Annotated in this window: 23 protein-coding genes; 14 read left to right on the forward strand and 9 right to left on the reverse strand. The window is 71.5% G+C overall.

Features of this window, described 5'->3' with window-relative positions; genetic code table 11:
* Positions 1-154: 154 nt before the first annotated feature.
* The 5 genes from aroH (at position 155) to der (ending at position 4,616) form a co-directional block, all read left to right on the forward strand.
* Entirely contained in the window at positions 155-517 is a 363-nt protein-coding gene (aroH, locus tag ACOKM3_RS31670; protein WP_266721209.1) for a chorismate mutase, read from the forward strand.
* A complete protein-coding gene (locus ACOKM3_RS31675) occupies positions 514-1,599 on the forward strand; it encodes a prephenate dehydrogenase (protein ID WP_426904551.1) in 1,086 nt (361 codons plus the stop codon). Before aroH ends, ACOKM3_RS31675 begins: the two co-directional genes overlap by 4 nt.
* A 125-nt stretch (positions 1,600-1,724) precedes the next feature.
* On the forward strand, positions 1,725-2,417 hold the full coding sequence (gene cmk / locus ACOKM3_RS31680) for a (d)CMP kinase (RefSeq protein ID WP_426904553.1): 693 nt from the start codon (positions 1,725-1,727) through the stop codon (positions 2,415-2,417).
* Between the two features lie 56 nt (positions 2,418-2,473).
* Entirely contained in the window at positions 2,474-3,061 is a 588-nt protein-coding gene (locus tag ACOKM3_RS31685; RefSeq protein ID WP_426906951.1) for a lysophospholipid acyltransferase family protein, read from the forward strand.
* A 79-nt stretch (positions 3,062-3,140) separates the two neighbouring features.
* Positions 3,141-4,616, forward strand: coding sequence for a ribosome biogenesis GTPase Der (der, locus tag ACOKM3_RS31690; RefSeq protein ID WP_426904555.1), 1,476 nt, complete (start codon positions 3,141-3,143; stop codon positions 4,614-4,616).
* Positions 4,617-4,714: 98 nt separating this feature from the next.
* Here the strand turns inward: der and ACOKM3_RS31695 are convergent, their stop codons facing one another.
* Both ACOKM3_RS31695 and ACOKM3_RS31700 read right to left on the reverse strand, forming a co-directional pair.
* On the reverse strand, positions 4,715-4,936 hold the full coding sequence (locus ACOKM3_RS31695; RefSeq protein ID WP_426904557.1) for a hypothetical protein: 222 nt from the start codon (positions 4,934-4,936) through the stop codon (positions 4,715-4,717).
* A 271-nt stretch (positions 4,937-5,207) separates the two neighbouring features.
* Positions 5,208-6,005: a hypothetical protein gene (locus ACOKM3_RS31700; RefSeq protein ID WP_426904559.1), complete on the reverse strand. Its 798-nt coding sequence runs from the start codon at positions 6,003-6,005 to the stop codon at positions 5,208-5,210.
* A gap of 400 nt (positions 6,006-6,405) precedes the next feature.
* Here ACOKM3_RS31700 and ACOKM3_RS31705 point away from each other — a divergent pair, with 400 nt between their 5' ends.
* On the forward strand, positions 6,406-7,041 hold the full coding sequence (locus ACOKM3_RS31705; RefSeq protein WP_426904561.1) for a transglycosylase family protein: 636 nt from the start codon (positions 6,406-6,408) through the stop codon (positions 7,039-7,041).
* A 110-nt stretch (positions 7,042-7,151) separates the two neighbouring features.
* Entirely contained in the window at positions 7,152-7,718 is a 567-nt protein-coding gene (locus ACOKM3_RS31710) for a transglycosylase family protein (RefSeq protein ID WP_426904563.1), read from the forward strand.
* Here ACOKM3_RS31710 and ACOKM3_RS31715 read toward each other — a convergent pair.
* From ACOKM3_RS31715 to ACOKM3_RS31725, 3 genes are read right to left on the reverse strand one after another with little or no spacing between them, the layout of a single operon-like run.
* Positions 7,687-8,472, reverse strand: a complete 786-nt coding sequence (locus ACOKM3_RS31715; RefSeq protein ID WP_426904565.1) for an ATP-binding cassette domain-containing protein — start codon at positions 8,470-8,472, stop codon at positions 7,687-7,689. The genes ACOKM3_RS31710 and ACOKM3_RS31715 overlap by 32 nt on opposite strands.
* A complete protein-coding gene (locus ACOKM3_RS31720) occupies positions 8,469-11,234 on the reverse strand; it encodes an ABC transporter permease subunit (protein ID WP_426904567.1) in 2,766 nt (921 codons plus the stop codon). Before ACOKM3_RS31720 ends, ACOKM3_RS31715 begins: the two co-directional genes overlap by 4 nt.
* 12 nt (positions 11,235-11,246) lie before the next feature.
* Complete coding sequence (locus tag ACOKM3_RS31725) at positions 11,247-11,711, reverse strand: hypothetical protein (RefSeq protein WP_426904569.1); 465 nt, start codon at positions 11,709-11,711, stop codon at positions 11,247-11,249.
* A 157-nt stretch (positions 11,712-11,868) separates the two neighbouring features.
* On the opposite strand from ACOKM3_RS31725, the gene ACOKM3_RS31730 reads away from it, so the two are divergent.
* From ACOKM3_RS31730 to ACOKM3_RS31745, 4 genes are all read left to right on the forward strand, one after another.
* Positions 11,869-12,492, forward strand: coding sequence for a hypothetical protein (locus ACOKM3_RS31730; protein ID WP_426904571.1), 624 nt, complete (start codon positions 11,869-11,871; stop codon positions 12,490-12,492).
* A complete protein-coding gene (locus ACOKM3_RS31735; RefSeq protein WP_426904573.1) occupies positions 12,467-13,747 on the forward strand; it encodes an ABC transporter substrate-binding protein in 1,281 nt (426 codons plus the stop codon). Before ACOKM3_RS31730 ends, ACOKM3_RS31735 begins: the two co-directional genes overlap by 26 nt.
* A 166-nt stretch (positions 13,748-13,913) precedes the next feature.
* A complete protein-coding gene (locus tag ACOKM3_RS31740) occupies positions 13,914-15,158 on the forward strand; it encodes a glycosyltransferase family 4 protein (protein ID WP_426904575.1) in 1,245 nt (414 codons plus the stop codon).
* Between the two features lie 56 nt (positions 15,159-15,214).
* Complete coding sequence (locus ACOKM3_RS31745) at positions 15,215-15,991, forward strand: hypothetical protein (RefSeq protein ID WP_426904577.1); 777 nt, start codon at positions 15,215-15,217, stop codon at positions 15,989-15,991.
* Positions 15,992-16,010: 19 nt separating this feature from the next.
* Here ACOKM3_RS31745 and ctaD read toward each other — a convergent pair whose 3' ends face one another.
* Positions 16,011-17,696 (reverse strand): aa3-type cytochrome oxidase subunit I, encoded by a 1,686-nt coding sequence (gene ctaD / locus ACOKM3_RS31750; RefSeq protein ID WP_426904579.1) that lies wholly within the window; start codon positions 17,694-17,696, stop codon positions 16,011-16,013.
* Positions 17,697-18,030: 334 nt separating this feature from the next.
* Between ctaD and ACOKM3_RS31755 the strand changes: the two genes are divergently transcribed.
* On the forward strand, positions 18,031-18,246 hold the full coding sequence (locus ACOKM3_RS31755) for an I78 family peptidase inhibitor (RefSeq protein ID WP_327664062.1): 216 nt from the start codon (positions 18,031-18,033) through the stop codon (positions 18,244-18,246).
* A gap of 144 nt (positions 18,247-18,390) precedes the next feature.
* Here the strand turns inward: ACOKM3_RS31755 and ACOKM3_RS31760 are convergent, their stop codons facing one another.
* Together ACOKM3_RS31760 and ACOKM3_RS31765 are read right to left on the reverse strand one after the other, a co-directional pair.
* Entirely contained in the window at positions 18,391-19,380 is a 990-nt protein-coding gene (locus ACOKM3_RS31760; RefSeq protein WP_426904581.1) for a phosphatase PAP2 family protein, read from the reverse strand.
* 222 nt (positions 19,381-19,602) lie between these two features.
* Positions 19,603-20,736, reverse strand: coding sequence for a hypothetical protein (locus ACOKM3_RS31765; protein WP_426904583.1), 1,134 nt, complete (start codon positions 20,734-20,736; stop codon positions 19,603-19,605).
* 260 nt (positions 20,737-20,996) lie between these two features.
* On the opposite strand from ACOKM3_RS31765, the gene ACOKM3_RS31770 reads away from it, so the two are divergent.
* Positions 20,997-22,646: an MFS transporter gene (locus ACOKM3_RS31770; RefSeq protein ID WP_426904585.1), complete on the forward strand. Its 1,650-nt coding sequence runs from the start codon at positions 20,997-20,999 to the stop codon at positions 22,644-22,646.
* A gap of 31 nt (positions 22,647-22,677) precedes the next feature.
* On the opposite strand, the gene ACOKM3_RS31775 is transcribed toward ACOKM3_RS31770, so the two are convergent.
* Entirely contained in the window at positions 22,678-23,127 is a 450-nt protein-coding gene (locus ACOKM3_RS31775) for a cell division protein SepF (protein ID WP_426904587.1), read from the reverse strand.
* A 329-nt stretch (positions 23,128-23,456) separates the two neighbouring features.
* On the opposite strand from ACOKM3_RS31775, the gene ACOKM3_RS31780 reads away from it, so the two are divergent.
* Entirely contained in the window at positions 23,457-24,719 is a 1,263-nt protein-coding gene (locus ACOKM3_RS31780; protein WP_426904589.1) for a DUF5685 family protein, read from the forward strand.
* Positions 24,720-24,727: the final 8 nt, after the last annotated feature.

Raw genomic sequence — 24,727 nt, forward strand, 5'->3', positions numbered from 1 at the left:
GGGCGGTTCGTCTGACATTGAGGTGGTCCGGGTTTCCTCACAGGTGAATGTCCCGGTGTCCGTCTCGGCAGACGGGCGGCGCGCGCCCGCGTGTCCCGCCTTGATTACGCTGGTCTCCTATCCGATTGCGCGTACGTGGAAAAGGGGCAGTGACGTGGCGGTACGAGCGGTCCGGGGCGCCGTCCAACTCGAACGGGACGAGGCCGGCCACATGGACGAGCAGGTGAGCGAGCTGCTCACCGCCGTTCTTGAGCGCAACGAGCTGACCGCCGACGACCTGATCTCCATCTGGTTCACGGCCACCCCCGATCTGCACTCCGACTTCCCGGCGGCCGCCGCCCGCAAGCTCGGCATCGTCGACGTGCCCCTGATCTGCGCGCAGGAACTCGACATCGCCGGCGCCCTGCCGCGCGTCGTCCGGATCCTCGCGCACATCGAGACCGAGCGGACCAAGGCCGAGGTCGCGCACGTCTACCTCGGTGCCGCGGCCACCCTCCGCAAGGACATCGCCCAGTGAGAACCGCACTCGTCATCGGCACCGGCCTGATCGGCACCTCCGCCGCCCTGGCCCTCGCCTCGCGCGGCGTCAGCGTGCACCTCGCCGACCACGACCCAGGGCAGGCCCGCACCGCCGCCGCGCTCGGCGCCGGGACCGACGAGGCGCCCGAGGGCCCCGTCGACCTGTGCATCGTCGCCGTGCCGCCCGCGCACGTCGCGGCCTCGCTCGCCGACGCGATGCGCCGCGGCCTGGCCCGTGCCTACATCGACGTCGCCAGCGTCAAGGGCGGCCCGCGCCGCGAGCTCGAGGAACTGGGCCTCGACCTCGCCCCGTACATCGGTACGCACCCGATGTCGGGCCGTGAGCGCAGCGGCCCGCTCGCCGCCGACGCCGACCTCTTCGAGGGCCGGCCGTGGGTGCTGACCCCGACCCGTGACACGGACACCGAGGTCCTGAACCTGGCCCTGGAACTGGTCGCCCTGTGCCGGGCCGTGCCGGTCGTGATGGACGCCGACGCCCACGACCGGGCCGTCGCGCTCGTCTCGCACATGCCGCACCTGGTCTCCAGCATGGTCGCGGCCCGCCTGGAGAACGCCGAGGAGGCCGCCGTACGCCTCTGTGGGCAGGGCATCCGTGACGTGACGCGGATCGCCGCCTCGGACCCGCGGATGTGGATCGACATCCTCTCCGCGAACCCCGGCCCCGTCGCCGACCTGCTCTCCGCCGTCGCGGGCGACCTGGAGGAGACGGTGCAGGCGCTGCGCCACCTGCAGTCCTCCGACGACGCCAAGCGCCGCGAGGGCGTGGACGGCGTCGAGACGATGCTGCGGCGCGGCAACGTCGGCCAGTCCCGGGTCCCCGGCAAGCACGGCGCGGCCCCGGCGGCGTACGAGATCGTGGCCGTCCTCATCTCCGACCAGCCGGGCGAGCTGGCCCGGATCTTCTCCGACGCGGGCGCCGCGGGCGTCAACATCGAGGACGTGCGGATCGAGCACGCGACCGGGCAGCAGGCCGGTTTCGTCCAGCTCATGGTGCAGCCGGCGCAGGCGCCGAAGCTGGGCGCCGCGCTGCGCGAGCGTGGCTGGGCGATGCGTCAGTAGCGGTGTCGGCAGGGGCGCCGGTGGAGGCACGTAAGAAGGGGTCTTCCAGAGCCAGTAACCTTGTGCGGGGCGCTTCCGCGCCTCGTACCCATGCCCCCGTGCAGTGAGAAAGGTGTCCGTCACCTATGGAAACCGCCGCGACCGCCGCCGCAGCAGTGATCGTCGCCATCGACGGACCCTCCGGCACGGGCAAGTCGAGCACCTCCAAGGCCGTCGCCTCCCAGCTCGGCCTGAGCTACCTGGACACCGGCGCCCAGTACCGGGCGATCACCTGGTGGATGGTGAACAACGGCATCGACCTGGACGACCCGTCCGCGATCGCCGCCGTCGCAGGCAAGGCCGACATCGTCTCCGGCACCGACCCGGCCGCCCCCACCATCACGGTGGACGGCACGGACGTCGCCGCCCCGATCCGCACCGGCGAGGTCACCTCCAAGGTCAGCGCCGTCAGCGCCGTCCCCGAGGTGCGCGCCCGGATCACCGAGCTGCAGCGCACCATCGCGCTCGGCGCCGAGAAGGGCATCGTCGTCGAGGGCCGTGACATCGGTACGACCGTGCTGCCCGACGCCGACCTGAAGATCTTCCTCACCGCCTCGCCCGAGGCCCGCGCCGCCCGCCGCTCCGGCGAGCTCAAGGGCTCCGACGTGAAGGCCACGCAGGAGGCCCTCGTCGCCCGCGACAAGGCCGACTCCAGCCGCAAGACGTCGCCGCTGGCCAAGGCCGACGACGCCGTCGAGGTCGACACCAGCGACCTCACGCTCCAGCAGGTCATCGAGTGCGTCGTCACCCTGGTCGAGGAGAAGCGGGCCTCCAAGTGAGCCAAGCGCCCTCCGAGCGAGGCGCCGAAGCAGGTCGGCGCATCGGCGTCGGCCTCATGTACGGGCTGTGGAAGCCGCGGGTCCTGGGATCCTGGCGGGTCCCGGCGGCCGGCCCGGTGATCCTCGCGGTGAACCACTCCCACAACATCGACGGCCCCATGGTCATGGGCGTCGCCCCGCGCCCGACGCACTTCCTGATCAAGCAGGAGGCGTTCGTCGGACCGCTCGGCCCCTTCCTCGACGGGATCGGGCAGGTGAAGGTCGACCGCACGAGCGCGGACCGTACGGCCATCACGCGGGCGCTTGACGTGTTGAAGCACGGCGGCGTCCTCGGCATCTTCCCGGAGGGCACGCGCGGCGACGGCGACTTCGCGTCGCTGCGGGCCGGACTCGCGTACTTCGCGGTGCGCAGCGGGGCGCCGATCGTTCCGGTCGCCGTGCTGGGAAGCACGGAGCGCCCGGGACGGTTGATAAAGAAGCTGCCCCCGCTCAGGAGCCGGGTCGACGTCGTCTTCGGCGACCCCTTCGAGGCGGGCGACGGCAGCGGACGGCGTACCCGCAAGGCGCTGGACGAGGCCACCGTGCGCATCCAGGAGCGGCTCAGCGGCCACCTGGACCATGCCAGGCGCCTGACCGGGCGCTGAGCGAGACTTTCAGTAGTGCGTGTGTTCCTCAGGGGTACACGCACCGATCACCACGAATGAACGACGAGGTACGGACTTCATGAACGACCAGATCCAGCCCGAGGGATCCCCGGAACACGAGCACGGGGAGCTCGGCGACGCTGAGTACGCGGAGTTCATGGAGCTCGCCGCGGAGGAGGGCTTCGACCTCGAGGACGTCGAGGGCGCGCTCGACGCGGCGGGCCACGGTCCGCTGCCCGTCCTCGCCGTCGTCGGCCGCCCGAATGTCGGCAAGTCGACCCTGGTGAACCGCATCATCGGGCGCCGCGAGGCCGTCGTCGAGGACAAGCCCGGCGTCACCCGCGACCGCGTCACGTACGAGGCCGAGTGGGCGGGCCGCCGCTTCAAGGTCGTCGACACCGGCGGCTGGGAGCAGGACGTCCTCGGCATCGACGCGTCCGTGGCCGCGCAGGCCGAGTACGCGATCGAGGCCTCCGACGCCGTCGTCTTCGTCGTCGACGCCAAGGTCGGCGTCACCGACACCGACGAGGCCGTCGTGCGCCTGCTGCGCAAGGCCAACAAGCCCGTCGTGCTCTGCGCCAACAAGGTCGACGGCCCGAGCGGCGAGGCGGACGCCTCATACCTCTGGTCCCTCGGCATCGGCGAGCCGCACCCGGTCTCCTCGCTGCACGGCCGCGGCACCGGCGACATGCTCGACGCCGTCCTCGAGGCGCTGCCGGAGGCCCCGGAGCAGAAGTTCGGTGGCGCCGGGATCGGCGGACCGCGCCGGATCGCCCTGATCGGCCGCCCGAACGTCGGCAAGTCCTCGCTCCTGAACAAGGTGGCCGACGAGGACCGCGTCGTCGTCAACGAGCTGGCGGGCACCACCCGCGACCCGGTCGACGAGCTGATCGAACTCGGCGGCGTCACCTGGAAGTTCGTCGACACGGCGGGCATCCGCAAGCGCGTCCACCTGCAGCAGGGCGCCGACTACTACGCCTCGCTGCGCACCGCGGCCGCCGTCGAGAAGGCGGAGGTCGCGGTCATCCTGATCGACGCCTCCGAGTCGATCTCCATCCAGGACCAGCGGATCGTGACGATGGCGGTCGAGGCGGGCCGCGCGATCGTCCTCGCGTTCAACAAGTGGGACACCCTCGACGAGGAGCGTCGCTACTACCTGGAGCGCGAGATCGAGACGGAGCTCGGCCAGGTCGCCTGGGCGCCCCGGGTGAACGTGTCGGCGCGCACGGGCCGGCACATGGAGAAGCTGGTCCCCGCGATCGAGACGGCCCTGGAGGGCTGGGAGACGCGCGTTCCGACGGGCCGGCTCAACGCCTTCCTCGGCGAGCTCGTCGCCTCCCACCCGCACCCGGTCCGCGGCGGCAAGCAGCCCCGCATCCTGTTCGGTACGCAGGCCGCCTCCAAGCCGCCCCGGTTCGTACTCTTCGCCTCCGGCTTCATCGAGCACGGCTACCGGCGCTTCATCGAGCGCCGGCTGCGCGAGGAGTTCGGCTTCGAGGGCACGCCGATCCATATCTCCGTACGCGTGCGTGAGAAGCGCGGCAAGAAGAAGTAGGCAGCCTCAGTAGGAGGCAGCGCGGACGAACGCCGCCGGTGGAGACATCCACTCGGCGGCGTTTTTCTGTGCGGGCCAGGACAGGCCCTGGGGGGAGGTCAGTGCTCCCGGCGTGCTCCCGGCGGCAGTGCCGCGGGGTAGTGCCGTCCCGTGGTGTGCTGCGGCGGGTACGGCTGCCAGCGCGGCGGGTGGTGCGGGCGCGGGCCGTGCAGCGGGTCGAAGCCCCTGAACCCCAGGTCCTCCTCGCCGCTGCGGTCGCCGGGCAGCGTCCGGAAGGACCGGCTGTACTCCGCGTACAGGGCGTCGTAGATGGGGGTCACCGAGGGGCCGCCCCCCGCGTGGCCACCCCCGGCATGGCGGCCCGGCTGGCCCTCCGCCGGGCGCATCGAGGGGATGGGGTTCTGATACGGCTGGTGCTTTCGGGACGAAGGGGGCGAAGAGGACGTGGCGGATGAGGTGGGGTCGTATGGGTGCACGTATGTGCCAACGAACCGGGCCCCCGACGGATGCGCCCTTGGCCTGCGCTGTTGCAGGCTGTCAGCGGTGTGACCGGCGCATTCGTGGGGGCCCGTGCGGTACGGCGGGGGTGGCTCAGGTGCCGGCGAGCGGCATGGCGGCGGCCACCAGGCGGCCGCTCGCCGCGGCCTTGTCGAGGGCCTGACGGAGCAGGTCCTCACGCGGCTGGTGGCCGATCGAACCGTGGGAGGCGGCGAAGACGAGCACCGTCTGCGTCTTGTTCGCCGCGGTCCGCCAGCCCTCCGTCACCAGGAGCGGCTGATGCGCCTGCCACCAGGCGACCTGGGCGGGGGAGCCCCCGGTGCCGGGCTGCAGGATCGCGTGCAGCTGGCCCATGGCGAGCAGCACCGACCAGCCGCCGAGGACCGAGGGGACCGCGTCCAGCGTGGTGGCCGGCATGAAGCCCTGCTCGATCAGGAGCGGCAGGAAGTCGTCCCCGTCCGTGGTCGTGCCGGGGCGGGCGATGGGGCCGGTCGGCTCGACGACGAGGGCGGGGTGCGTCGTGTCGCCGATCAGCACGAGGCCGCTGGTCACGCCGAGCACGGCCTGCGAGGGCGGGGCCGGGGTGCCGTCCGGCTGGGCGGCCGCGGGGTCCTGGCCGCCGCCGATGGACTGCACGGCGCCCTGCAGCTGGTCCTCCGCGACCTGGACGACCTGCGAGGGCAGGCAGCTGGCGTGGGCGAAGGCGAGCACGGCGGTCTCGTCGCCCACGAAGAGGACGGTGCTGGTCGGCTGCTGCTGCGAGTCGCCCGGCGTGCGGCAGGAGGTGCAGTCGTAACTGCCGGGGGCGTTGTCACCGGCCATCAGCCGGTCGGCTTCTTCGTCGCCGATCTCGGCGCGTACGTCGTTGCTGACGTCGAGCAAGCGAGGCACGGGGACTCCTCAGGGATCTGTCGGACCGATCGGGGTGATCGGCCGCGGTCAGGCGAGTGCTTATGAAGGGACAACGGATGATCTGTGTCCTCGGTCACGCCCGGATCGGAACGGAATCACCTCATCCGGCGCACACCGTGAACGACCGCCCGGAATCCGTCACTCCCCGCCAACTTGTTGGTTTTCCAAGGAAGTTGGACCGGTGAGCTGAGTCACAGATCATCAGGGCGACAGGTCGACAAATACTGAAATCCCTGTATGTATCGGTTGGCCGAAAATCGCCGGTACCCGGAGTAACGGCGAACTGGCCTGGCGGGACAAGCCATTGGTTGCCGCGGCCCTCGTGCGCTGCCTAGATTCCACCGCCGTCCGCAACGAGCAGTCCACGAGAGGGATTCTCATGTCCGCGCCGAACCGTATGGCTCGCACGACAGCGGTCTTCACCGGGGTGGCCCTCGCCGCCCCGCTCGGTCTCCTCGCCCTCGCCGGCCCCGCACAGGCGGCGGACGGCGGCGTCTGGGACCGCATCGCACGCTGCGAGAGCGGTGGCAACTGGCAGATCAACACCGGGAACGGCTACTACGGAGGGCTTCAGTTCTCGGCAGGCACCTGGCGTGCCTACGGCGGCGGTGCGTACGCCGCGACGGCCGACCGGGCCAGCAAGGGGCAGCAGATCGCTGTCGCGACCAGGGTGCAGCGTGCGCAGGGATGGGGCGCATGGCCCACATGTTCGGCACGGGCCGGGGCGTACGGCAGCGCACCGGGCGCCCAGTCGGCGCCCAAGGCCGTGCCCAAGGCGGCGCCGAAGACCGCCCCGAAGGCCGTGCCCCGGGCCGCGCAGAAGCAGCGCGATTCCGGCCACACGAACCGCGGCGCCTCCCGCGGCGGCGGCTACGTCGTCCGCGGCGGCGACACCCTCGGCAGCATCGCCGCGGCCCACGGCACCAGTTGGCAGCGCCTGTACGCCGCGAACCAGGCGGTGGTCGGGGGTGACCCCGACCTGATCATGCCGGGGCAGCGGCTGCGCCTCGCCTGACCGCACATGCGCCGCGTGGCCCCACCCGGTCCGCCGACCGGGTGGGGCCACGCGGCGGGCACGGCGCGGCACGACGGGCGGCCGCGCACCGGCTGCCTAGCGTCCGCGCTATGGACGTGACCGCTACGTTTCCGAAGGCGCACGGCCCGCGGCGGTGGGCGGCGGCCCTGCTGGGCGTGCTGCTCGCACTGGCCGCGCTGCCGGCCCTCGCCGCCAGGGCGGACGCCGCCGAACCGTACGACTGTGCCAAGACCGAGTGGCCGTGGTCCTGCCTCGCGGAGTGCGAGAGCGGCAACGACTGGAACGAGAACAGCGGCAACTCCTTCTACGGAGGGCTCCAGTTCCAGCAGTCCACGTGGGAGGAGCACGGCGGCCTGAAGTACGCGCCGCGCGCCGACCTCGCGACCCGTGCCGAGCAGATCAAGGTCGCGGAGGAGGTGCTGCGCACCCAGGGCTGGGAGGCGTGGCCGGTCTGCTCCAAGCGGTACGGGCTCAAGGGGCGCGTCCATGTGGTGCAGCGCGGCGACACGCTGGCGTCCATCGCGCGGCGCTTCGAGGTGGAGGGCGGCGCGCAGGCGCTCTACAAGGCCAACCGCGACGTGATCGGGTCGCACCCGGACCGGCTCGAGGAGGGGGCGACGCTGGTCATTCCCGAGCCGGGGAAGTCGGCGGGCTGATCGGGTCCGGCCGGTGCGGCGGGATCTCGGTGGCCTCGCCGCGGAACACGACCGCGCCGCGGCCGAGTTCGTGGACGAACACCGTCGCCTCGTCCGGCGCTCCGCTCGTCGCCCCGCGCAGGCCGGGCGGCAGGCGTTGCTCGGCGAGCACCACGCAGGCGTCGAGTGCGCGCAGGAGGGCGTACGTACGGGTGGCGACCGGCGGGGCCATGCCCTGGGTGGGCTCGTCGACGAGGACGACGCGGGCGGGGGCGAGCAGGGCGCGGGAGACGGCGAGCATCCGCTGCTCACCGCCGGAGAGCGTGCCGGCGCGGCGGGCGAGCAGGGGGCGCAGCTCGGGGTAGGCGTCGAGGGCGGCGCCGAAGTCCCGTTTGTCGGCTGCTGTGTTGGCTGCCTTGGTGGCCGCTTTGGGCGCCGCTTTGGTTGCTGCCAGTCGGAGGTTCTCGGCGACGGTGAGGCCGGCGAAGACGGCCTGCCGGTCGGGTACGAAGCGCAGGCCCGCCGCGGCGCGGGCGTGGGCGGTGTGCCGGGTGACGTCGACTCCGTCCCACACCACGGACCCGGCGGTGAGCCGTACGGTGCCGGCGAGGGCGCGCAGGGCGGTGGTTCGACCGGAGCCGTTCGGCCCGAGCAGCACGGTGAGCGCGTGGGCGGGGGCGGTGAGGGTGGCGCCGTGGAGGGCCTCCAGGGGGCCGTAGCGGACGCGGGCGTCGCGCAGTTGGATGCCGGCGCCGGGGCCGGTGCCGGGCGTCATGAGGGCTCCGGGGTGCGGTCGAGGACGGAGTCCGGGGCGCCCGAGCCCACGATGCGGCCCGCCGCCATCACGTGGACGGTGTCCGCGAGTTCGGCGACGAGGTCCAGGTCGTGTTCGACGACGAGCACGGCGACGCCGTCGGCGGCGAGTGCCCTCAGCAGCCGGGCGAGGGTGGCGACCTCCGTGGGGTCGAGGCCTGCGGTCGGTTCGTCGAGCAGCAGCACGTGCGGGTCGCCGGCCAGTGCGCGGGCCAGCTCGACGCGGCGCAGCGTTCCCGTGGGGAGGCCGCGCGTCTCCTGTTCGCCCCGCAGCCCGAACAGGCGCGTCATCCGTTCCGTGGCTGCCGGGTCCCGTACGCGGCCCTGTTCGGCGCCGATCCGGATGTTCTCGGCCACGGTCAACGAGGGGAAGACGACGAGCTGTTGGAAGGTCCGTGCGATGCCGAGCCTGGTGCGGGTGTGTGCGGGCAGCCGGGTCACGTCCCGTGGGCCGAGCCGGACCCTGCCGGTGTCGGGGCGGACGGTTCCGGCGAGGCAGTGGAACAGGGTGCTCTTTCCGGCGCCGTTGGGACCGACCACGGCGGTGACGCTGCCGCTGGGGAGGTGGATGCGTACGTCCTGGAGGGCGGGGTGGGGGCCGTAGGTGACGGTGAGGTGGGTGGCGGTGAGTGTGGCGGTCGCCGGTGCCGGTCTCGTTGCGGTGGTCCGCGCCCACGTCACGGGGCTCCGCCCCGGACCCCGCTGCTCAATCGCCGCAGGGGCTTTAAATGCCGAGGGGGCTCGCGAAGCCTGCTCGATTGGCGCTGGCGCTTGAGATGTCGCGGGGGCTTGAGGAGCCTGCTTGATTGGCGCTGGGGCTTGAGATGCCGCGGGGGCTTGAGGAGCCTGCTGGATTGGCGCTGGGGCTTGAAAGGCCTGATCAAATGCCGCAGGGGCTGGAAATGCCAGGATCTCCCGGGCCTTCGTCCCCCGCCCGGTCAGGCGGCCACAGCCCCGACTCCGGCCCCGCACGCCCACCCCGCGCCCCACCAGCACCGCCAGTACCCCGATGGCCAGTGCCGCCACCCCGCCCCGGGCTCCCGCGTCCAGGGTCACCAGGAGGGCCGCGCCGAGCAGCGCGGCGAAGGGGCTGTCCGCGCCGAGTACCACGATCGCCGCGAACCACAGCAGGCCGCGTATCGGGTCGTAGGCCGACGGGTCGAAGGAGTGCAGGCCGAACGTCAGCAGGCCGCCTCCCAGTGCCGCGAGGCCCGCCCCCACCACGAACACCGCGACCTTCAGGGCCGGCACCCGGACCCCCGCCGCCGACGCGCCCGCCTCGTGGTCCCGGACCGCCGCGAGCGCCCGGCCGACCCGCCCCCGTCGCAGACCTGCCACGACTGTCAACGCCCCGGCGAGCAGGGTGAGTTCGAGTAGGCAGAAGGCCCGGTCGTCCCCGAAGCCCGCGGGGCGCGGTGGCGTGAGGCCCGACGTCGCGTACGGCTGCGCGAACACGAATCGGCTCACCCCGACCCCCACCGCGAACGTCGCCAGCGCCAGCGCGAGGCCGTGCCGCCGGATCGCGGGCGCGGCGGTCAGGAGGCCCAGTGGGGCCACCAGAAGAATCGCCACCAAGAGGGCTGCCAGGCCCGGGAGTTGGGGGACGCCCGGGAAGCGGCCCGTCGTGAGCAGTGTCGCGAACAAGGCGCCCAGGCCTGCGAATGCGGCCTGGCCCAGGGCCAGTTGGCCCGCCCTACCCGTCACCAGCACCAGCGACAGCAGGATCAGTGCCAGCGCCGGGACCTGGATCGACGTCCGCAGGTCCGAGCCCGCGAATCCGAGCGGCAGCAGGAACAGCACCCCCGCCACCAGCCACGCCTCCCGCGGAGCGGCCCGCGTCCGGCGTGTCACCGTCGTCGGCAGCGCCCCCTTCCCGCCGACCCCCGGCAGGGCGAGCGCCGCGATCAGCAGTGCCACCACGAACAGGTTCGCCCCCACCGACTGGACGAGCGGCTCGGCCCACCCGCGTGGGTGCAGCCGCGTCAACTGGCTCTGGGCGACCCCGATCGCGAGCGCCGCCCCCACCGCCACCCCGAGCCGCCGCATGCCCGCCGCGACCGCCACCGCCACGACCTCCATCACCAGCAACGGCAGACCGTAGGGGTCCAGGCGTACGTAGGGGGCCAGGAGTACCCCCGTCAGGCCCGCGGTGAACGTGCCGAACGCCCAGCCCGCCGCCGCGACCCGGTCCGCGTCGATGCCGCCGAGCACGGCCAGCGGACGGTTGTCGACGACCGCCCGCAGCTCACCCCCGAACCGCGTCCAGCGCGTCACCGCCCACACCGCGCCCCCGATCGCGCAGGCCACCGCGAGCTGCCCCCACGGCTCCCCGGGGAGCAGCCGCGGCGCGTCCTCCTGCGCCCCCGTGCCCCACAGCAGCGCCGCCGCCCCGACGAGGAGGACGAAGACGCCGATCGAGGCGACCAGGGTGCGTGCCGGATCGCCGCCCGACACGGCCAGTGGCCTGAACACCCAGCGTTCCAGGGCGAGTCCGAAGCCCGGCGCCACCACCAGGAGCACCAGCGCAGCTGCCGCCCACAGTGGCGCCTCCCACACCACCACCAACTGCCGCAGCAGATAGGCGCAGAGCATCGCGATCGCGCCGTGCGCGAAGTTGAGGACGCCCGTCGCCCGGTAGGTGACGATCAGGCCGATCCCGGTGAGCGCGGCCGCCGCTCCCACCGAGAGTCCGGCGAGCGTGAGGTCGTACGTGAGGGACGACACGACCCGGACTCCTCAACTCCCGTTGGGCGGTTCGCAGATGGGGCACGGGGCCAGGCCCGCCTCTGTGATCGCGCCCGCGTCCGCGGGGACCGCCCGCGGCTTGCCCTCGACGAGCGGGCAGTCGGAGCGGTGCCAGAGCGTGCCGCCCGGCATCATCAGCAGCCGGCCGCTGGAGGCGGCCAGGGGTGCGGGGGCGAGGCTGTCGGGCGCCGGGTCCGCCGTGACCAGCAGCTCGTAGAGGCGCTCCACGCGCGACGTGGCGAGCGTGTTCCTGCCGTACGTGAGGAGCACCGCGCCCGCGATGATCAGGGCCGCGCCCGGCACCGTGCAGGAGGCCAGATAGGGGAGCTGGCGCTCCGCGAAGCGTTCGCCCGACATGCCGTACCAGCCGACCACGCAGAGCACCGCCCCGACGGCGAGCGCCGCGAGCCCCGCCCACAGGGCAGGGTGCACAGAACGTAGTCGGGCAGTCCGCATCGCCGGCCCCCACTGGTGTGCGCGTGTGTCTGGTCTTGTCCGCCGATCGCTTGCACTATGCCTTCTGGAGTCCAACTCGGAAAGCTCCGGGGGCAGTTGGCCGATCACTTCGATCCGGTCGGCCCCGTCCCCGGGCCGACACCCGGCGGTGAGCCTGATGGTTTTCGGGAGCACACCTCGCACACTCCGCACACCTCGTACATCCCGCACACCTCGCGCGACTCGCGGACGGGGCCCGGTGCTCGCGCTCGCCCTGGCCCTGGTTCTCGGCCCGTCCCTGGCGGCCTGCGGCGACGACAGCGGCGGTGACGACAGCGCCCCGCCGACGCCGACCTCGAAGCCGGCCACGAGCAAGGAGCCCACCAACGAGGAGCCCACCAGCGAGGAGCCCTCGTCGGAGCGGCCCGATGGGGGCGGGCCCGCCGACCGGGCCGCTGCCGAGAAGGAGATCAAGACCAACTGGAAGAAGTTCTTCGACCCGAAGGTGTCGATGGAGGAGAAGGAGGCCGTCCTGGAGAACGGCGCCAAGATGCGCCCCGTCCTGAAGGGCTTCAGCGGCGACAAGCGCGGCGGCCAGGTGGAGGCCACCGTCACCGAGGTCGCCTTCACCTCGGGGAGCGAGGCGGACGTGACGTACGCGCTCGCCCTCAAGGGGGCGACGGTGCTGCCCGACGCCAAGGGGACGTCCGTCGAGCAGGGCGGTACTTGGAAGGTGTCCGTCAACACCCTGTGCGCGCTGGTGCAGCTGAGCGGGAATGCGTCGCCGGGCCCTGGCTGCTGAGGCCCTCGCCGCGGGCCTGGCACTGGTGGCCGTCGCGGCCTGCGGGTCCCGGCTGCCGGAGAGCGACTTCGAGGACCGCTCCGCCCCCGCGCCACGCTCCACCGCGCCCCTCCACGTCGGCATCATCACCAGCGCCACCAGCCCCGTCGGCGGCGCCACCTTCACCGACACCCGCGACGGCGCACAGGCGTACTTCCGTAACCTGAACCGACAAGGCGGCATCCAGGGGCGGCGCGTCGAGGTGCACCTGTGCGACGACGGCGGCAGCGGCGTCGGTAACACGTCCTGCGTGCACAAACTGGTCGACGAGCAGAAGGTCGTCGCCCTGGTGGCCACCACGGCGCTGGACTACGCGGGCGCGGAACGCGTCTCCCACGCGCGCGTGCCCGACATCGGGGGCCAGCCGATCGGCGCCGCCTACGACACCTACCCGCACCTGTACGGGATCTACGGCAGCCTCGCGCCGCGGAACGGGACGCCGGGCTGGGGCGGGAAGCTGTACGGCGGCACCGAGGTCTACCGCTACTTCAAGCGCGAGCACGGCGCCCGCACCGCCGCCGTCGTCTCCTACAACCAGGCCGCTTCGGCCGCGTACGCCCGCCTGGTGACACGCGGACTCAAGGCCGAGGGGTACCGCGTCGTCAGCGAGCAGCTCGACTTCGCGCTGCCCAACTTCCGGGCCGCGGCCGCCGACCTCAAGGACGAGAAGGCCGACCTGGTCTTCGACGCCGTCGACGCGCACGGCAACGCGAAGCTCTGCGAGGCCATGGACCAGGTCGGCGCCCGCGTCACCGCGAAGGTCACGAACGTACAGAACTGGACCTCGTCCGTCCGGTCCGCCTACAAGGACGCGCCGCACTGCCGCGCCTCCCTGTGGGCCACCGGCGCGAGCCGCAACTACGAGGACACCGGGCACCCCGCCGTACGCGCCTTCCGGGCCGCCACGAAGCATCTGAGGACGCACTCGCAGTGGCAATTGGAGGGCTGGGCCGCCGCGATGTGGTTCACTGACGCCGCCCGCTCCTGCCGGGCCGTCACGCGTACGTGCGTCGACCGTTTCATGGAGCGCCGCGTACGGTACTCGGCCGATGGCCTGCTGCTTCCCGTGACATTCGCGAGGCACGCGGAGCCGCCGAGAACTCGAGAGACGTGCCTGTCGGTCGCGAAATGGACCGAAGCGAAAGGCTGGGTCACCCAGAACGGTGGCATGACGCACACCTGTTCCGACGTCCCGCAGCTCTCCTACCAGCCATGACGTGACCCCTGATGGGTGATTTGGTCAGTTGGTTCCCGAAAACAGCTACCAATTCCGCATCTGTTCAGGAACAACATGATGATGAGGAACAACCCTCGCCAGGTCATCTCCGTCTAACTACCCGGTAGGCGGAGAAGACGGACTGTTCAGACAGATACGAGGGCGCATGCAGATTTCTTTCCTGATTCACAATGCGTACGGGATCGGAGGGACGATCCGCACCACGTACAACCTTGCCAGCGCGCTTGCCGACCACCACGACGTGGAGGTCGTATCCGTCTTCCGGCACCGGGACGAACCGGTGTTCTCGCCGGACCCGCGCGTGCGGGTCCGCCACCTGGTCGACCTGCGCAAGGGCGCCGCGGGGTACGAGGGCGACGACCCGGAGTTCCAGCGTCCCGCCGCGGTCTTCCCGCGCAGCGAGGGGCGCTACGAGCAGTACAGCGCGCTCACCGACCGGCGGATCGCCGAACACCTCGGCTCGCTGGACGCCGATGTCGTCGTCGGCACCCGGCCCGGGCTCAATGTGCACCTCTCCCGGGACACCAGGCGCGGAGTGCTGCGCGTCGGCCAGGAGCACCTCACCCTCGGCACGCACTCCGCCGGGCTCCGCCGTGAACTGCGCGGCAGCTACCCGCGCCTCGACGCGCTGACCACGACCACCGAGGCCGACGCCTTCGCCTACCGCGAGCAGCTGCGCCTCCCTGGCGTGCGCATAGAGGCGATGCCCAACCCCGTTCCGCAGCCCGGCATCGCGCCCGCCGACGGCAGCGGCAAGTGGGTCGTGGCGGCCGGCAGGCTCGCGCCCGTGAAGCGCTACGACCTGCTGGTGCGCGCCTTCGACCAGGTGCGCGCCGAGCGGCCCGACTGGCGCCTGCGCATCTACGGGGGCGGCAAGCAGAAGGACAAGCTGCGCAGGCTCATCGACGACCTCGGCCTCTACAACCACGTGTACCTCATGGGGCCCGCCCACCCCATAGAGCCGGAGTGGGCGAAAGGTTCCCTCGCCGCCGTGACGTCGAGGTTCGAGTCCTTCGGCATGACGATCGTCGAGGCGATGCGCTGCGGTCTGCCGGTCGTCGCCACCGACTGCCCGCACGGCCCCGGCGAGATCATCGACAACGGCGTCGACGGCCGGCTCGTCAAGACCGGCAGCGTCGAGGCGATCTCCGGCGGCCTGCTCGAACTCATCAACAACGACACCCTGCGCCAGGAGATGAGCGCCCGCGCCCTGCGAGGTTCCGAGCGCTTCGACCCGGCGCGGATCGCCCAGCGCTACGAGGACCTGTTCGGCTCGCTCACCAGCCGCGGCTCCCTCGGGCTGCTGCACCGGGCCCGCGGCTCGCTCCTCGGCGGCGCCTACGCGGTGCGCGACGCCCTGCGACCGCAGCGGAAGGGACACCCCGTATGACAGCCCCCACGGCTCCGCCACCGCCGTGCCCCGAAGACAGCGACAGGAGCGTCCGCATGCCGCCCCGAGCCGACTGCATCGCCGACTCCGCCGGCGGGCTCACCTTCGACGTCACCGACCACGGCTCGCCCGACCCGGCGCACCTGATGCTCGTCGACCGGGCATCGGGACACACGGTGCGGCTGCCGCTGACGCCGACCGGCGAGGGGCGGCTGCGCGCGTCGCTGCCGATAAGCGTCTCCCTCGCGGAGGGCCGCTGGGACGCGTACGCGCAGGTCTCGGGGGACGAGCCGGTGCGGCTCATGCCGGGCGTCAACGATCTGCGCTCCCTGGTGGACCGGGCGCCGAGCGGCTCGCGCGGCTACGTCGCCGTACGCATCCCGTACACCACCAAGAACGGCAACCTCACCGTGCGCAGCTGGCTGCGGGCGCCGCACGCGGAGGCCGGTGAACTGCTCATCGCCGACGGTGAGTTGACCGTGCACGGGCGGGTCTACGGCGCCGAGTTCACGGCGAAGGCGTACGCGGAGGTCCGCTCCCGCGCGGAGCGCGGCCCGGTGCTCCGCGGCGAACTGGACTGGGACGGACCGCGGTTCACGCTCCGCATCGGCTACGACGAGCTGCGCGAGGGCCGTTGGGACCTGTGGCTGCGGCCCGCGGGTGACGAAGGGCCGCGGGTGCGGCTCGCCCGGCTGCTCGACGACATCGCCGACAAGAAGCCGATCTTCACGTACCCGGTGACGCGGGTGTCCGTCGCGGGCCGCGGTGAACTGGCCGCGGAGGCCTACTACACGGGGTCCAACGACCTCTCGATCCAGGTGACGTCGGCCTGAGACAGGCCTTGGGGCCCGATCACGACTTCCGGTGCGAGACGGCGGGCCGGTCCTCGTGGGCCGCGAACTCCGGGTGGTGCAGGTCGAACGCCGGGGACTCCGAGCGGATCCTCGGCAGCGTGACGAAGTTGTGGCGCGGCGGCGGGCAGGCCGTCGCCCACTCCAGGGACCTGCCGTACCCCCACGGGTCGTCGACCTCGACCTTCACCCCGTACTTCGTCGTCCGCCAGACGTTGTAGAGGAACGGCAGCGTGGACAGGCCGAGCAGGAACGCGCCGATCGACGAGAGCGTGTTGAGCGCCGTGAAGCCGTCCGCCGCCAGATAGTCCGCGTACCGGCGCGGCATGCCCTCCGCGCCCAGCCAGTGCTGGACCAGGAACGTCGTGTGGAAGCCGACGAACAGCGTCCAGAAGTGGATCTTGCCGAGCCGCTCGTCGAGCAGCTTCCCCGTCAGCTTCGGCCACCAGAAGTAGAAGCCGGCGAAGGTCGCGAAGACGACCGTGCCGAACACCACGTAGTGGAAGTGCGCCACCACGAAGTACGAGTCGGTGACATGGAAGTCCATCGGCGGCGAGGCGAGGATGACGCCGGTCAGGCCGCCGAAGAGGAACGTGGTCAGGAAGCCGATCGACCACAGCATCGGCGTCTCGAAGGACAGCGAGCCCTTCAGCATCGTCCCGGTCCAGTTGAAGAACTTCACGCCCGTGGGCACCGCGATCAGGAACGACATGAACGAGAAGAAGGGCAGCAGCACCCCGCCCGTGGCGAACATGTGGTGCGCCCACACGACCACCGACAGGCCGGTGATCGCCATCGTCGCCCCGACCAGCATCGAGTAGCCCCAGATCGGCTTGCGGCTGAAGACAGGCAGGATCTCGCTGATGATCCCGAAGAACGGCAGCGCGATGATGTAGACCTCCGGATGCCCGAAGAACCAGAAGAGGTGCTGCCACAGCAGCGCACCCCCGTACTGGGCCTCGAACACCACGGAACCGAACCGCCGGTCCGCCTCTAGGCAGAGCAGCGCCGCCGCGAGCACCGGGAACGCGAGCAGCACCAGGATCGACGTGAACAGCGTGTTCCACGTGAAGATCGGCATCCGGAACATCGTCATGCCGGGCGCCCGCATCCCGATGATCGTGGTCAGGAAGTTCACCGAGCCGAGGATCGTGCCGAACCCGGCGAGCGCGAGCCCCATGATCCACAGGTCGGCGCCGATGCCGGGGGAGCGGGTCAGGCTGTTCAGCGGCGCGTACGCGAACCAACCGAAGTCCGCGGCCCCGCCCGGCACGATGAGTGAGCCGAGCACGATCAGGCCGCCGAAGGCGAACAGCCAGTACGAGAGCATGTTCAGGCGCGGGAACGCGACGTCCGGTGAGCCGATCTGCAGCGGCATGATCTCGTTGGCGAAGCCGGCGAAGGTCGGCGTCGCGAACAGCAGCAGCATGATCGTGCCGTGCATCGTGAACAGCTGGTTGTACTCCTCGTTGGAGAGCATCTGCATGCCGGGACGGGCCAGTTCGGCCCGCATGAGCAGCGCCATCAGCCCGCCGATGAGGAAGAACGCGAACGACGTGACCAGGTAGAGGTGGCCGATCTTCTTGTGGTCGGTCGTGGTCAGCCAGTCCACGACGATCCGGCCCGGACGCCGCTCGCGCGAAGCCCCCACCGTCGCAGGCCCGGCCTGCACCCCGGTCGTACCCATCGCTTGCCCCCTCGCTGCTCTGCTGCGCGCCTCGGGCCTGCTGCGGACTCAGGCCATGATGCGCGCGCGGGTACCCGAGCGACAGAGGGCGTACCCCTGTTTCTGGCATGGACAGACAATTCCCGGACGCCCCAACTCGCCCGTGCCGCCGCCGGATTCGGAATGCCCAAGGAATTGCGCGTGGGCCGTCGCAATTCCCCCCCCGCGCCGCGCAGAGAAAGCGAAAGTAAGAAGCGAGTAAGAAGCAGGAAACCCTCGAACGTGTGAGGAACTCCTAATAGTCAACTGTCGTGATCTTGTGACAAAAGTGTGACGCGCGGCCTACGGTGGCGGCATGGCACCCATTCCCACCCCGCCGACCGACCCGCAGGACAATCCGGACGCGTATCTCGGCCTCGAAGCAGAGGCCGCCGAGTCGCAGGCCCGTGGCCGCGGCTGGACCTCCGTGAGGCAGTTGCCGCCCGGCGCGATCATCACTATGGAGTACTTGACCGGCCGGCTGAACTTCGAGGTCACGGACGGAAGAGTGACGCGCTGCTGGAAGGGCTGAGGCCCCCCTGGGCGGCCGCCTGAAGGCCCCTGAAGCGTGCGAAGGCCCCCGAACCTGCAAGAGGTTCGGGGGCCTTCGCGGTGCGGGGCTTGGTTGTGCGTACCGGGCCCCGCTGTCTGTGGGCGCGCTCGTCTATGGGCGCGCTCAGGACACCGTTCTCGTCGAGGGCGTCCCGCGTGTGAGTCTCTCCGAGGTCGGTCGGCGGCTGCCCGCCGGAGTGATCGGCGTGCGCTCGCCGCGCGGGGTGTGTGGGCCCTGCGGGAGCAGCTGGCGGCTCGATCTCGTGGCCCCGACGGAGTCGCGCGCGCGGGCCGGGGTCATCGCGGGGACCGGAACCGGATCGGACTCGGGCTGTGGCAGCCGGGCGCCGGAGCGGCGACTGCGCAAGCGGTCGCGCACCGAGAAGATCCACGCCTCCGCGCGCGCCACCAGCGGCTCGAACCAGGGCAGCGCGAGCAGGATGAGCAGGCCCGCGGCCCAGCCGAGCAGTACGTCGCTCAGCCAGTGCGTACCGAGATAGACCGTGGTCAGGCCGACGCTCAGGGAGATCACAGCGGAGACCGCGGACAGCCAGCGCCTGGCCCGCGGAGTGGAGGCGAGGTAGGCGAGGATGCCCCAGGTCACCACCGCGTTCGCGGTGTGGCCCGAGGGAAATATGTCGCCGCCCTGCCACATCTCGCTCGACCCGATGGTGGTGGCGTAGTGCGGGCCCGCGCGGCCCATGCCGTACTTGGCGGCGCCCACCGTCACGTTGAGCAGCAGCAGCGAGGTGCCGAACATCAGCAGCGGGCGCAGCGTGTGCTGCCGCCACGAACGCCAGCCCAGCCACGACATCACCATCACGGCCGTCGGACCGCGCTGGCCGAGGACGACCCAGTAGTCGAGGAAGGCGTGGATGTCCGGCCACTGCTGGTACGGCCGGAAGAACATGACCTGCCAGTCGACAGCGACCAGCCACGACGTGGTGAGCACCGCCACCACGATCGTGAGGTAGAAGGACAGGGTCAGCCCGAAGAGCACGACCCGGTGCCGGCTCATGTGGGGGATGTCCACATGGGTCGGTCGTTCGGGCTCGCGATCGAGCCTGGCGAAGACCCGCTCCACACGGCGGGTCAGGTTTCGTTCGGTACGCACCCAATCGACGCTACAGCGACCGGCAGGTGGACAAGAACGAATCAGGGGCTTTGTGATGACGATGTGATGTGGGATTGATCTCAGGTGGCCCATTATTCCCACGATTTCAGCCACCCGGAAGGAAAGATTCCCGAATTCAAAGATCGTTTCCGGGGCCCATTATATGACGCTTATGAATGCGTTCACCTGATGCCCGTGCGGAATTGGCCGTTCACTCACCGCTCACGGCGGGCCCGAACCGTTCAACCAGAACGCTCCGTAGAGCGCCGACAACGCTGCGAGACCGCCGATCACCCATGCCGACCTGCCCGTACGCCACCGGGCGAGCGCCACCGCGAGCGGCAGCAGCAGCGGGAACGCGGGCAGCAGCAGCCGCGGCTTCGAGCCGAAGTACCCGGAGGCGCACAGCGCGAGCACGACCACGATGCCCGTGTAGACGAGCACCGGTACGGGCTGGTGCTGCCGCACCCCGGCGACGTACAGCCAGATCACCAGCGCGACCCCGACGATCAGGCCGATCCCGGCCGGCGCGCCCAGCGGTGACGTGAACTGGTCCCCGATGAAGCGGGCGAAGGCCGCGCCCCCGTCGAAGCCGTTGCCCCACTGCGCCTGCACGTCGAGATAGCCGAAGAGCCCGCCGCCGGTCCGCTGCCCGACCCACAGCACGTACGCGGCCGCGCCCGCCGGCGCGAGCAGCACACCGAGCACGAGCCGCCACGGAACCTTCCGCTCCTGCGCGATCCACAGCGCCGCCGCCACCCACACCGCCACCACGACGGCCGCCCCGATCGGCCGGGTCAGACCCGCGAGCGCGGCGAGCAGCCCCGCGCTCACCCAGTGCTGTCGCAGCACCGCGTACAGTCCCCACGCCGCGAGCGCCGTGAACAGCGCCTCGCTGTACGCCATCGACGCCACGATCCCGACGGGCAGCGCACCCCACAGCACCGCGAGGCAGATCCCGGCCCGCCGTCCGCCCAGCAGATCCCCGACGGCGAAGATCCCCCACGCCGCCGCGAGCGACGCGAGCAGGCTCACCACGAGGCCCGCGTCCGCGTACGACAGCGGACTGACCGCCGAGACGAAACGTTCGAGCCACGGAAGCAGCGGAAAGAACGCGAGGTTCGAGTGCACGGTGCCGTCGGGCAGCGTCACCGACCAGCCGTAGCCGTGCTCGGCGATCCGCGTGTACCAGAGGGAGTCCCAGCGGGCCGTGAGCAGCGTGTGCGCGCTCTTGCCCGTCGCCGCGCTCCACACCGCGAGCACCAGCAGGCCGAGCGCCCGCACCGCGGCGTATCCGAGCAGGGCGGGCGCGGCATGCCGCGGCGAGGGTCGATGTCGTTGGTCCACGTCCGTCACGGCCCCGATTATCGGCGTCCGCCCCACGCGCCTCACCAGCAGGCCCCTTTCCCCGGAGTGGTGCACGCCACACCCGCTCGCGGCTGCCTTGAGAGGTCCGCCACGTGTCATTGGCGAGAACTCGCGTACGCTGACGGCTTACTCGCCTTATCGCCGCGGGGCCGGGAGACCGCTCCTCCCGAGCCGGAACCAGGACAAGGCCCATGGGCCTCCCCAGTCCTGGAAACCGCCGAACGCGAGGAACACTGGGAGGTACGTACATGTCCGGGACGAACACGGCCTCCGGGCGCGCGCTCGGGCGCCTGGCCGCCATGGGCACCCGACCCCACCGCTGGGTCGTCCTCGTCGTCCTGTGCACAAGTCTGCTTCTGGTCGCCCTCGACTCGACCATCCTCTACGTCGCGCTGCCCGCGGTCACCGAGGACCTCAAGCCCACCTCCGTCGAGCTCCTGTGGATCGGCGACGCATACCCGTTGGTGTGCGCCTCGCTGCTCATCCTGTTCGGCACGCTGGGCGACAGAGTCGGCCGCCGCAGGATCCTGCTGCTCGGCTACGCCCTGTTCGGCGCGGCCTCCGCGCTCGCCGTGTTCTCCGACACCGCGCAGGTGCTCATCGTGGCCCGCGCGATCCTCGGCATCGGCGGCGCGATGATCATGCCCGCGACGCTCTCGATCCTGCGCGACGTCTTCCCCGACCGGCACGAGCGGGCCGTCGCGATCGGCGTGTGGACCGCGGTCGCCGCGGTCGGCGCCGCCACCGGGCCCGTACTCGGCGGCTTCCTCGTCGAGCACTTCTGGTGGGGCTCCGTCTTCCTCATCAACATCCCGCTGATGCTGATCATGCTGCCGCTGTGCCGGGTCCTCGTGCCCGAGTCCAAGGGGCGCAGCGACGGCCCGTGGGACCTGTTCGGCGCGCTGCTCGCCGCGCTCGGCGTGCTCGGTGTCGTCTACGGCATCAAGGAACTCGGCACCAAGCGCGATCTGCTCGACGCCGAGGCCGTGCTGCCGTTCGTCGTCGGCGTCGTGCTGCTCTTCCTCTTCGTGCGCCGCCAGCGCCGCCGCGAGCACCCGCTCATCGACATGAAGCTGTTCTCGCGGGTCGCGTTCTCCACGTCCGTCGGCTGCATCGTCATCGCGATGCTCGCCCTCGTCGGCCTCGAACTGATCGCGGTCCAGTACCTCCAGCTGGTGCTCGGCCTCAGCCCGCTCGAGACCGGCCTGCGGATGCTGCCGCTGACCTTCGCCGCGATGACCGCGGGCGTCCTGGGCTCCGCGAACCTGCGCCGCTTCGGGCCGCGCGCCATGGTCTCGTCCGGCTTCGCGCTCACCGCCTGTGCGGTGCTGATGCTCTGCGCGATGGGCCAGCAGGACCAGCCGTGGCTGCTCGGCTTCGGCTTCGTGCTGCTCGGCTTCGGCTTCCAGACCACGCTGTTCGGGGCCTACGAGTCGATGCTCACGGAGGCGCCCGCGGACGACGCGGGCGGCGCGGCCGCGATCGGCGAGACCTCGTACCAACTGGGCGCCGGCATGGGCATCGCGCTGCTCGGCTCCGTGATGAACGCCGCGTACGCGCCCGGACTCGGAGGTGTGCCGGGGGTCTCCGACGGCACGTCGACCGCCGCGGGGCACTCGCTGGGGGAGGCGTACCAGATCGCCGCGCAGCTCGGGGGCGCGGCGGGGGACGCACTGCGGGAGGCCGCGCGCGCCGCGTTCGTGCACGGTCTGCACGTCACGCTGGTCGTCAGCGCCGTGCTGCTGTTCCTCGGGGCGGTCGCCGCGCTGCGACTGCCGAAGCGGATGGAGTGCGAGGCGGACGAGACGGACGTGGCGCCCGCGGCGGACGACGCGGATGTGGCGGCGCCGCGGCGGGCTTCGTCACCGGCGGAGTCCTCGGCGTCCTCGGCCGCGTGACGCGCGGTCCGGGGGGAGGCCCCCGAACCGCTCAGCTCTGATTGAAGAAACCGTCCGTCGGTTCCTTGGCGTCACGGCCGGACACGATCTGCGTGTCCGCGGGGCTCAGCAGGAACACCCGCGTGGCGACCCGGTCGATCGAACCCCGGAGCCCGAAGATCAGGCCCGCGGCGAAGTCCACCACGCGCTTGGCGTCGGCCGCCTCCATCGACGTGAGGTTCATGATGACCGGAACCCCGTCCCGGAACATCTCACCGATGCGCCGCGCGTCCCGGAAGCTGTCCGGGGTCACGGTGCCGATCCGGCGGCCCTTCTCCTGGGCCTCCTCGGAGGCGACCTTCACGCGCGGGTCCGTGACCCAGGCCGCGTCGCCGGCGGCGGCGGGCTCGGGCCCCTCGTCGTAGTCGTCGTCGTAGTAACGCTCTTCATCGTTGTCGTCGACGAGGCCAAGCCAGGCACTCGCCTTGCGCACCGATCCCATGGACGCCTCCTCTCACAGCGGTTCCTCTGCGTTCCGCATGTCGTGCATCCCCAATGTTCGTCCATGATGCAGATGCGGCGCCAAGGGGATAGCCGCCGCGCGGGGGTTTCGTTGCGGTACTGGTGCACAGTCTGCGTGACGTTGTCCCCCAGTTCCCAAGGGTTGTACGGGATACGGCTGCTGATGGTGAGTGAAATATGATTCTTCACGGCGTATGGGTGACCTTCGGTGCGTACGGGTGAACGGGAAGCTCGCGCAAGGGCTCGATACGATGCCGTCGTCGCGCGGTCCAGGTGACGGGCCGTCATCCGGCGTACGGGGGAGTCTTCTTGTTCGGCATGGTTCGGCCCTGCTCTCATCGGCTCGGTGAGAGCCTCAAAACCCAGTGGACGGCCCATCTCTGCGGGCTCTGTCTGGCACTGCGCGGCGACCACGGGCAGTTCGCCCGTGTCGTCACCAACTACGACGGTTTGCTCGTCTCCGTTCTGACGGAGGCTCAGAGCGAGCGGTCCGGCGCGGCCGGTGGCCGGCGGCGGCAGGCCGGGCCCTGTCCGCTCCGGGGCATGCGTGGCGCGTCCGTCGCACAGGGCGAGGGCGCGCGGCTCGCCGCGGCCGTCTCCCTGGTGCTCGCGTCGGCGAAGGTGCGCGATCACGTCGACGACCGGGACGGTCTTTTCGCGCGCAGGCCGGTGGCCATGGCCGCGCGGAAGGTCGCCGCGAGCTGGGGAAGGGCCGGTGCGCGTACGGGATCTGACGTCGGGTTCGACACGGCGGTGCTGCTCGACGCGGTTGAGCGGCAGGCCGGGATCGAGGCGCTCGCCGGGCCGGGCGGCTCCGTCCTGACCGTGACCGAGCCGACCGAGACGGCGACGGCTGCCGCCTTCGCGCACACGGCGGTGCTCGCCGGGCGGCCGGGGAATGCCGAGCCGCTCGCCGAGGTGGGCCGGTTGTTCGGGCGGCTCGCGCATCTGCTGGACGCCGTCGAGGACCGGGAGGCCGATGCCGCCTCCGGCGCCTGGAACCCGCTGTCCGCCACCGGCACGTCGCTCACCGAGGCGCGGCGCCTCGCCGACGACGCCCTGCACGGCATCCGGCTCGCGCTGCGCGACGTCGACTTCGTGGACGGCAAGCTGGCGCATCTGCTGCTCGCGCACGAGCTGGGGCGGTCGGTGGACCGGGCGTTCGGGGCGGAGGCGCATGCGCATGGGCACGGGGGTCACGGGGTGTATGAGGGCGGGAATCCCTACGGCGGTGGTGACGGCCATGGCGGCGGGAATCCCTACGGCGGTGGCAATCCCTACGGCGGCGATCCGAACGGCGTCGGAGGGCCAGGGGGATCCGGAGGCCCGGGCGGGCCCGGTGGTCCGGGCGGCGGTGATCCCTTCGGGAAGTCGCCTAAGCCGGGGAAGCGGGGATTCCTCGCCGGGTGTGCCGTCGCGATCGGGCTGTGCTGCACCTGCAAGGTGTGCTGCGCCGAGGAGTACGAGGGTGCGTGGTCCCGGAAGAAGCGCGAGGGCTGCTGCCGGAACTGCGACGGGCCCGACTGCTGCGACTGCTGTGATTGCTGCTCGTGCTGTGACTGCGGGGCGTGAGGCGCTGG

Origin of the sequence: Streptomyces nidicola (assembly GCF_050106155.1) — a bacterium.
Lineage (GTDB): Bacteria > Actinomycetota > Actinomycetes > Streptomycetales > Streptomycetaceae > Streptomyces.

Bases quoted from the DNA above. Each gene is read 5' to 3' on its own strand.
- cmk (WP_426904553.1), top strand. From the start codon at position 1,725: ATGGAAACCGCCGCGACCGCCGCCGCAGCAGTGATCGTCGCCATCGAC.
- ACOKM3_RS31685 (WP_426906951.1), top strand. From the start codon at position 2,474: ATGTACGGGCTGTGGAAGCCGCGGGTCCTGGGATCCTGGCGGGTCCCG.
- der (WP_426904555.1), top strand. From the start codon at position 3,141: ATGAACGACCAGATCCAGCCCGAGGGATCCCCGGAACACGAGCACGGG.
- ACOKM3_RS31705 (WP_426904561.1), top strand. From the start codon at position 6,406: ATGTCCGCGCCGAACCGTATGGCTCGCACGACAGCGGTCTTCACCGGG.
- ACOKM3_RS31710 (WP_426904563.1), top strand. From the start codon at position 7,152: ATGGACGTGACCGCTACGTTTCCGAAGGCGCACGGCCCGCGGCGGTGG.
- ACOKM3_RS31715 (WP_426904565.1), bottom strand. From the start codon at position 8,472: ATGACGCCCGGCACCGGCCCCGGCGCCGGCATCCAACTGCGCGACGCC.
- ACOKM3_RS31725 (WP_426904569.1), bottom strand. From the start codon at position 11,711: ATGCGGACTGCCCGACTACGTTCTGTGCACCCTGCCCTGTGGGCGGGG.
- ACOKM3_RS31730 (WP_426904571.1), top strand. From the start codon at position 11,869: ATGGTTTTCGGGAGCACACCTCGCACACTCCGCACACCTCGTACATCC.
- ACOKM3_RS31735 (WP_426904573.1), top strand. From the start codon at position 12,467: ATGCGTCGCCGGGCCCTGGCTGCTGAGGCCCTCGCCGCGGGCCTGGCA.
- ACOKM3_RS31740 (WP_426904575.1), top strand. From the start codon at position 13,914: ATGCAGATTTCTTTCCTGATTCACAATGCGTACGGGATCGGAGGGACG.
- ACOKM3_RS31745 (WP_426904577.1), top strand. From the start codon at position 15,215: ATGCCGCCCCGAGCCGACTGCATCGCCGACTCCGCCGGCGGGCTCACC.
- ctaD (WP_426904579.1), bottom strand. From the start codon at position 17,696: ATGGGTACGACCGGGGTGCAGGCCGGGCCTGCGACGGTGGGGGCTTCG.
- ACOKM3_RS31755 (WP_327664062.1), top strand. From the start codon at position 18,031: ATGGCACCCATTCCCACCCCGCCGACCGACCCGCAGGACAATCCGGAC.
- ACOKM3_RS31770 (WP_426904585.1), top strand. From the start codon at position 20,997: ATGTCCGGGACGAACACGGCCTCCGGGCGCGCGCTCGGGCGCCTGGCC.
- ACOKM3_RS31775 (WP_426904587.1), bottom strand. From the start codon at position 23,127: ATGGGATCGGTGCGCAAGGCGAGTGCCTGGCTTGGCCTCGTCGACGAC.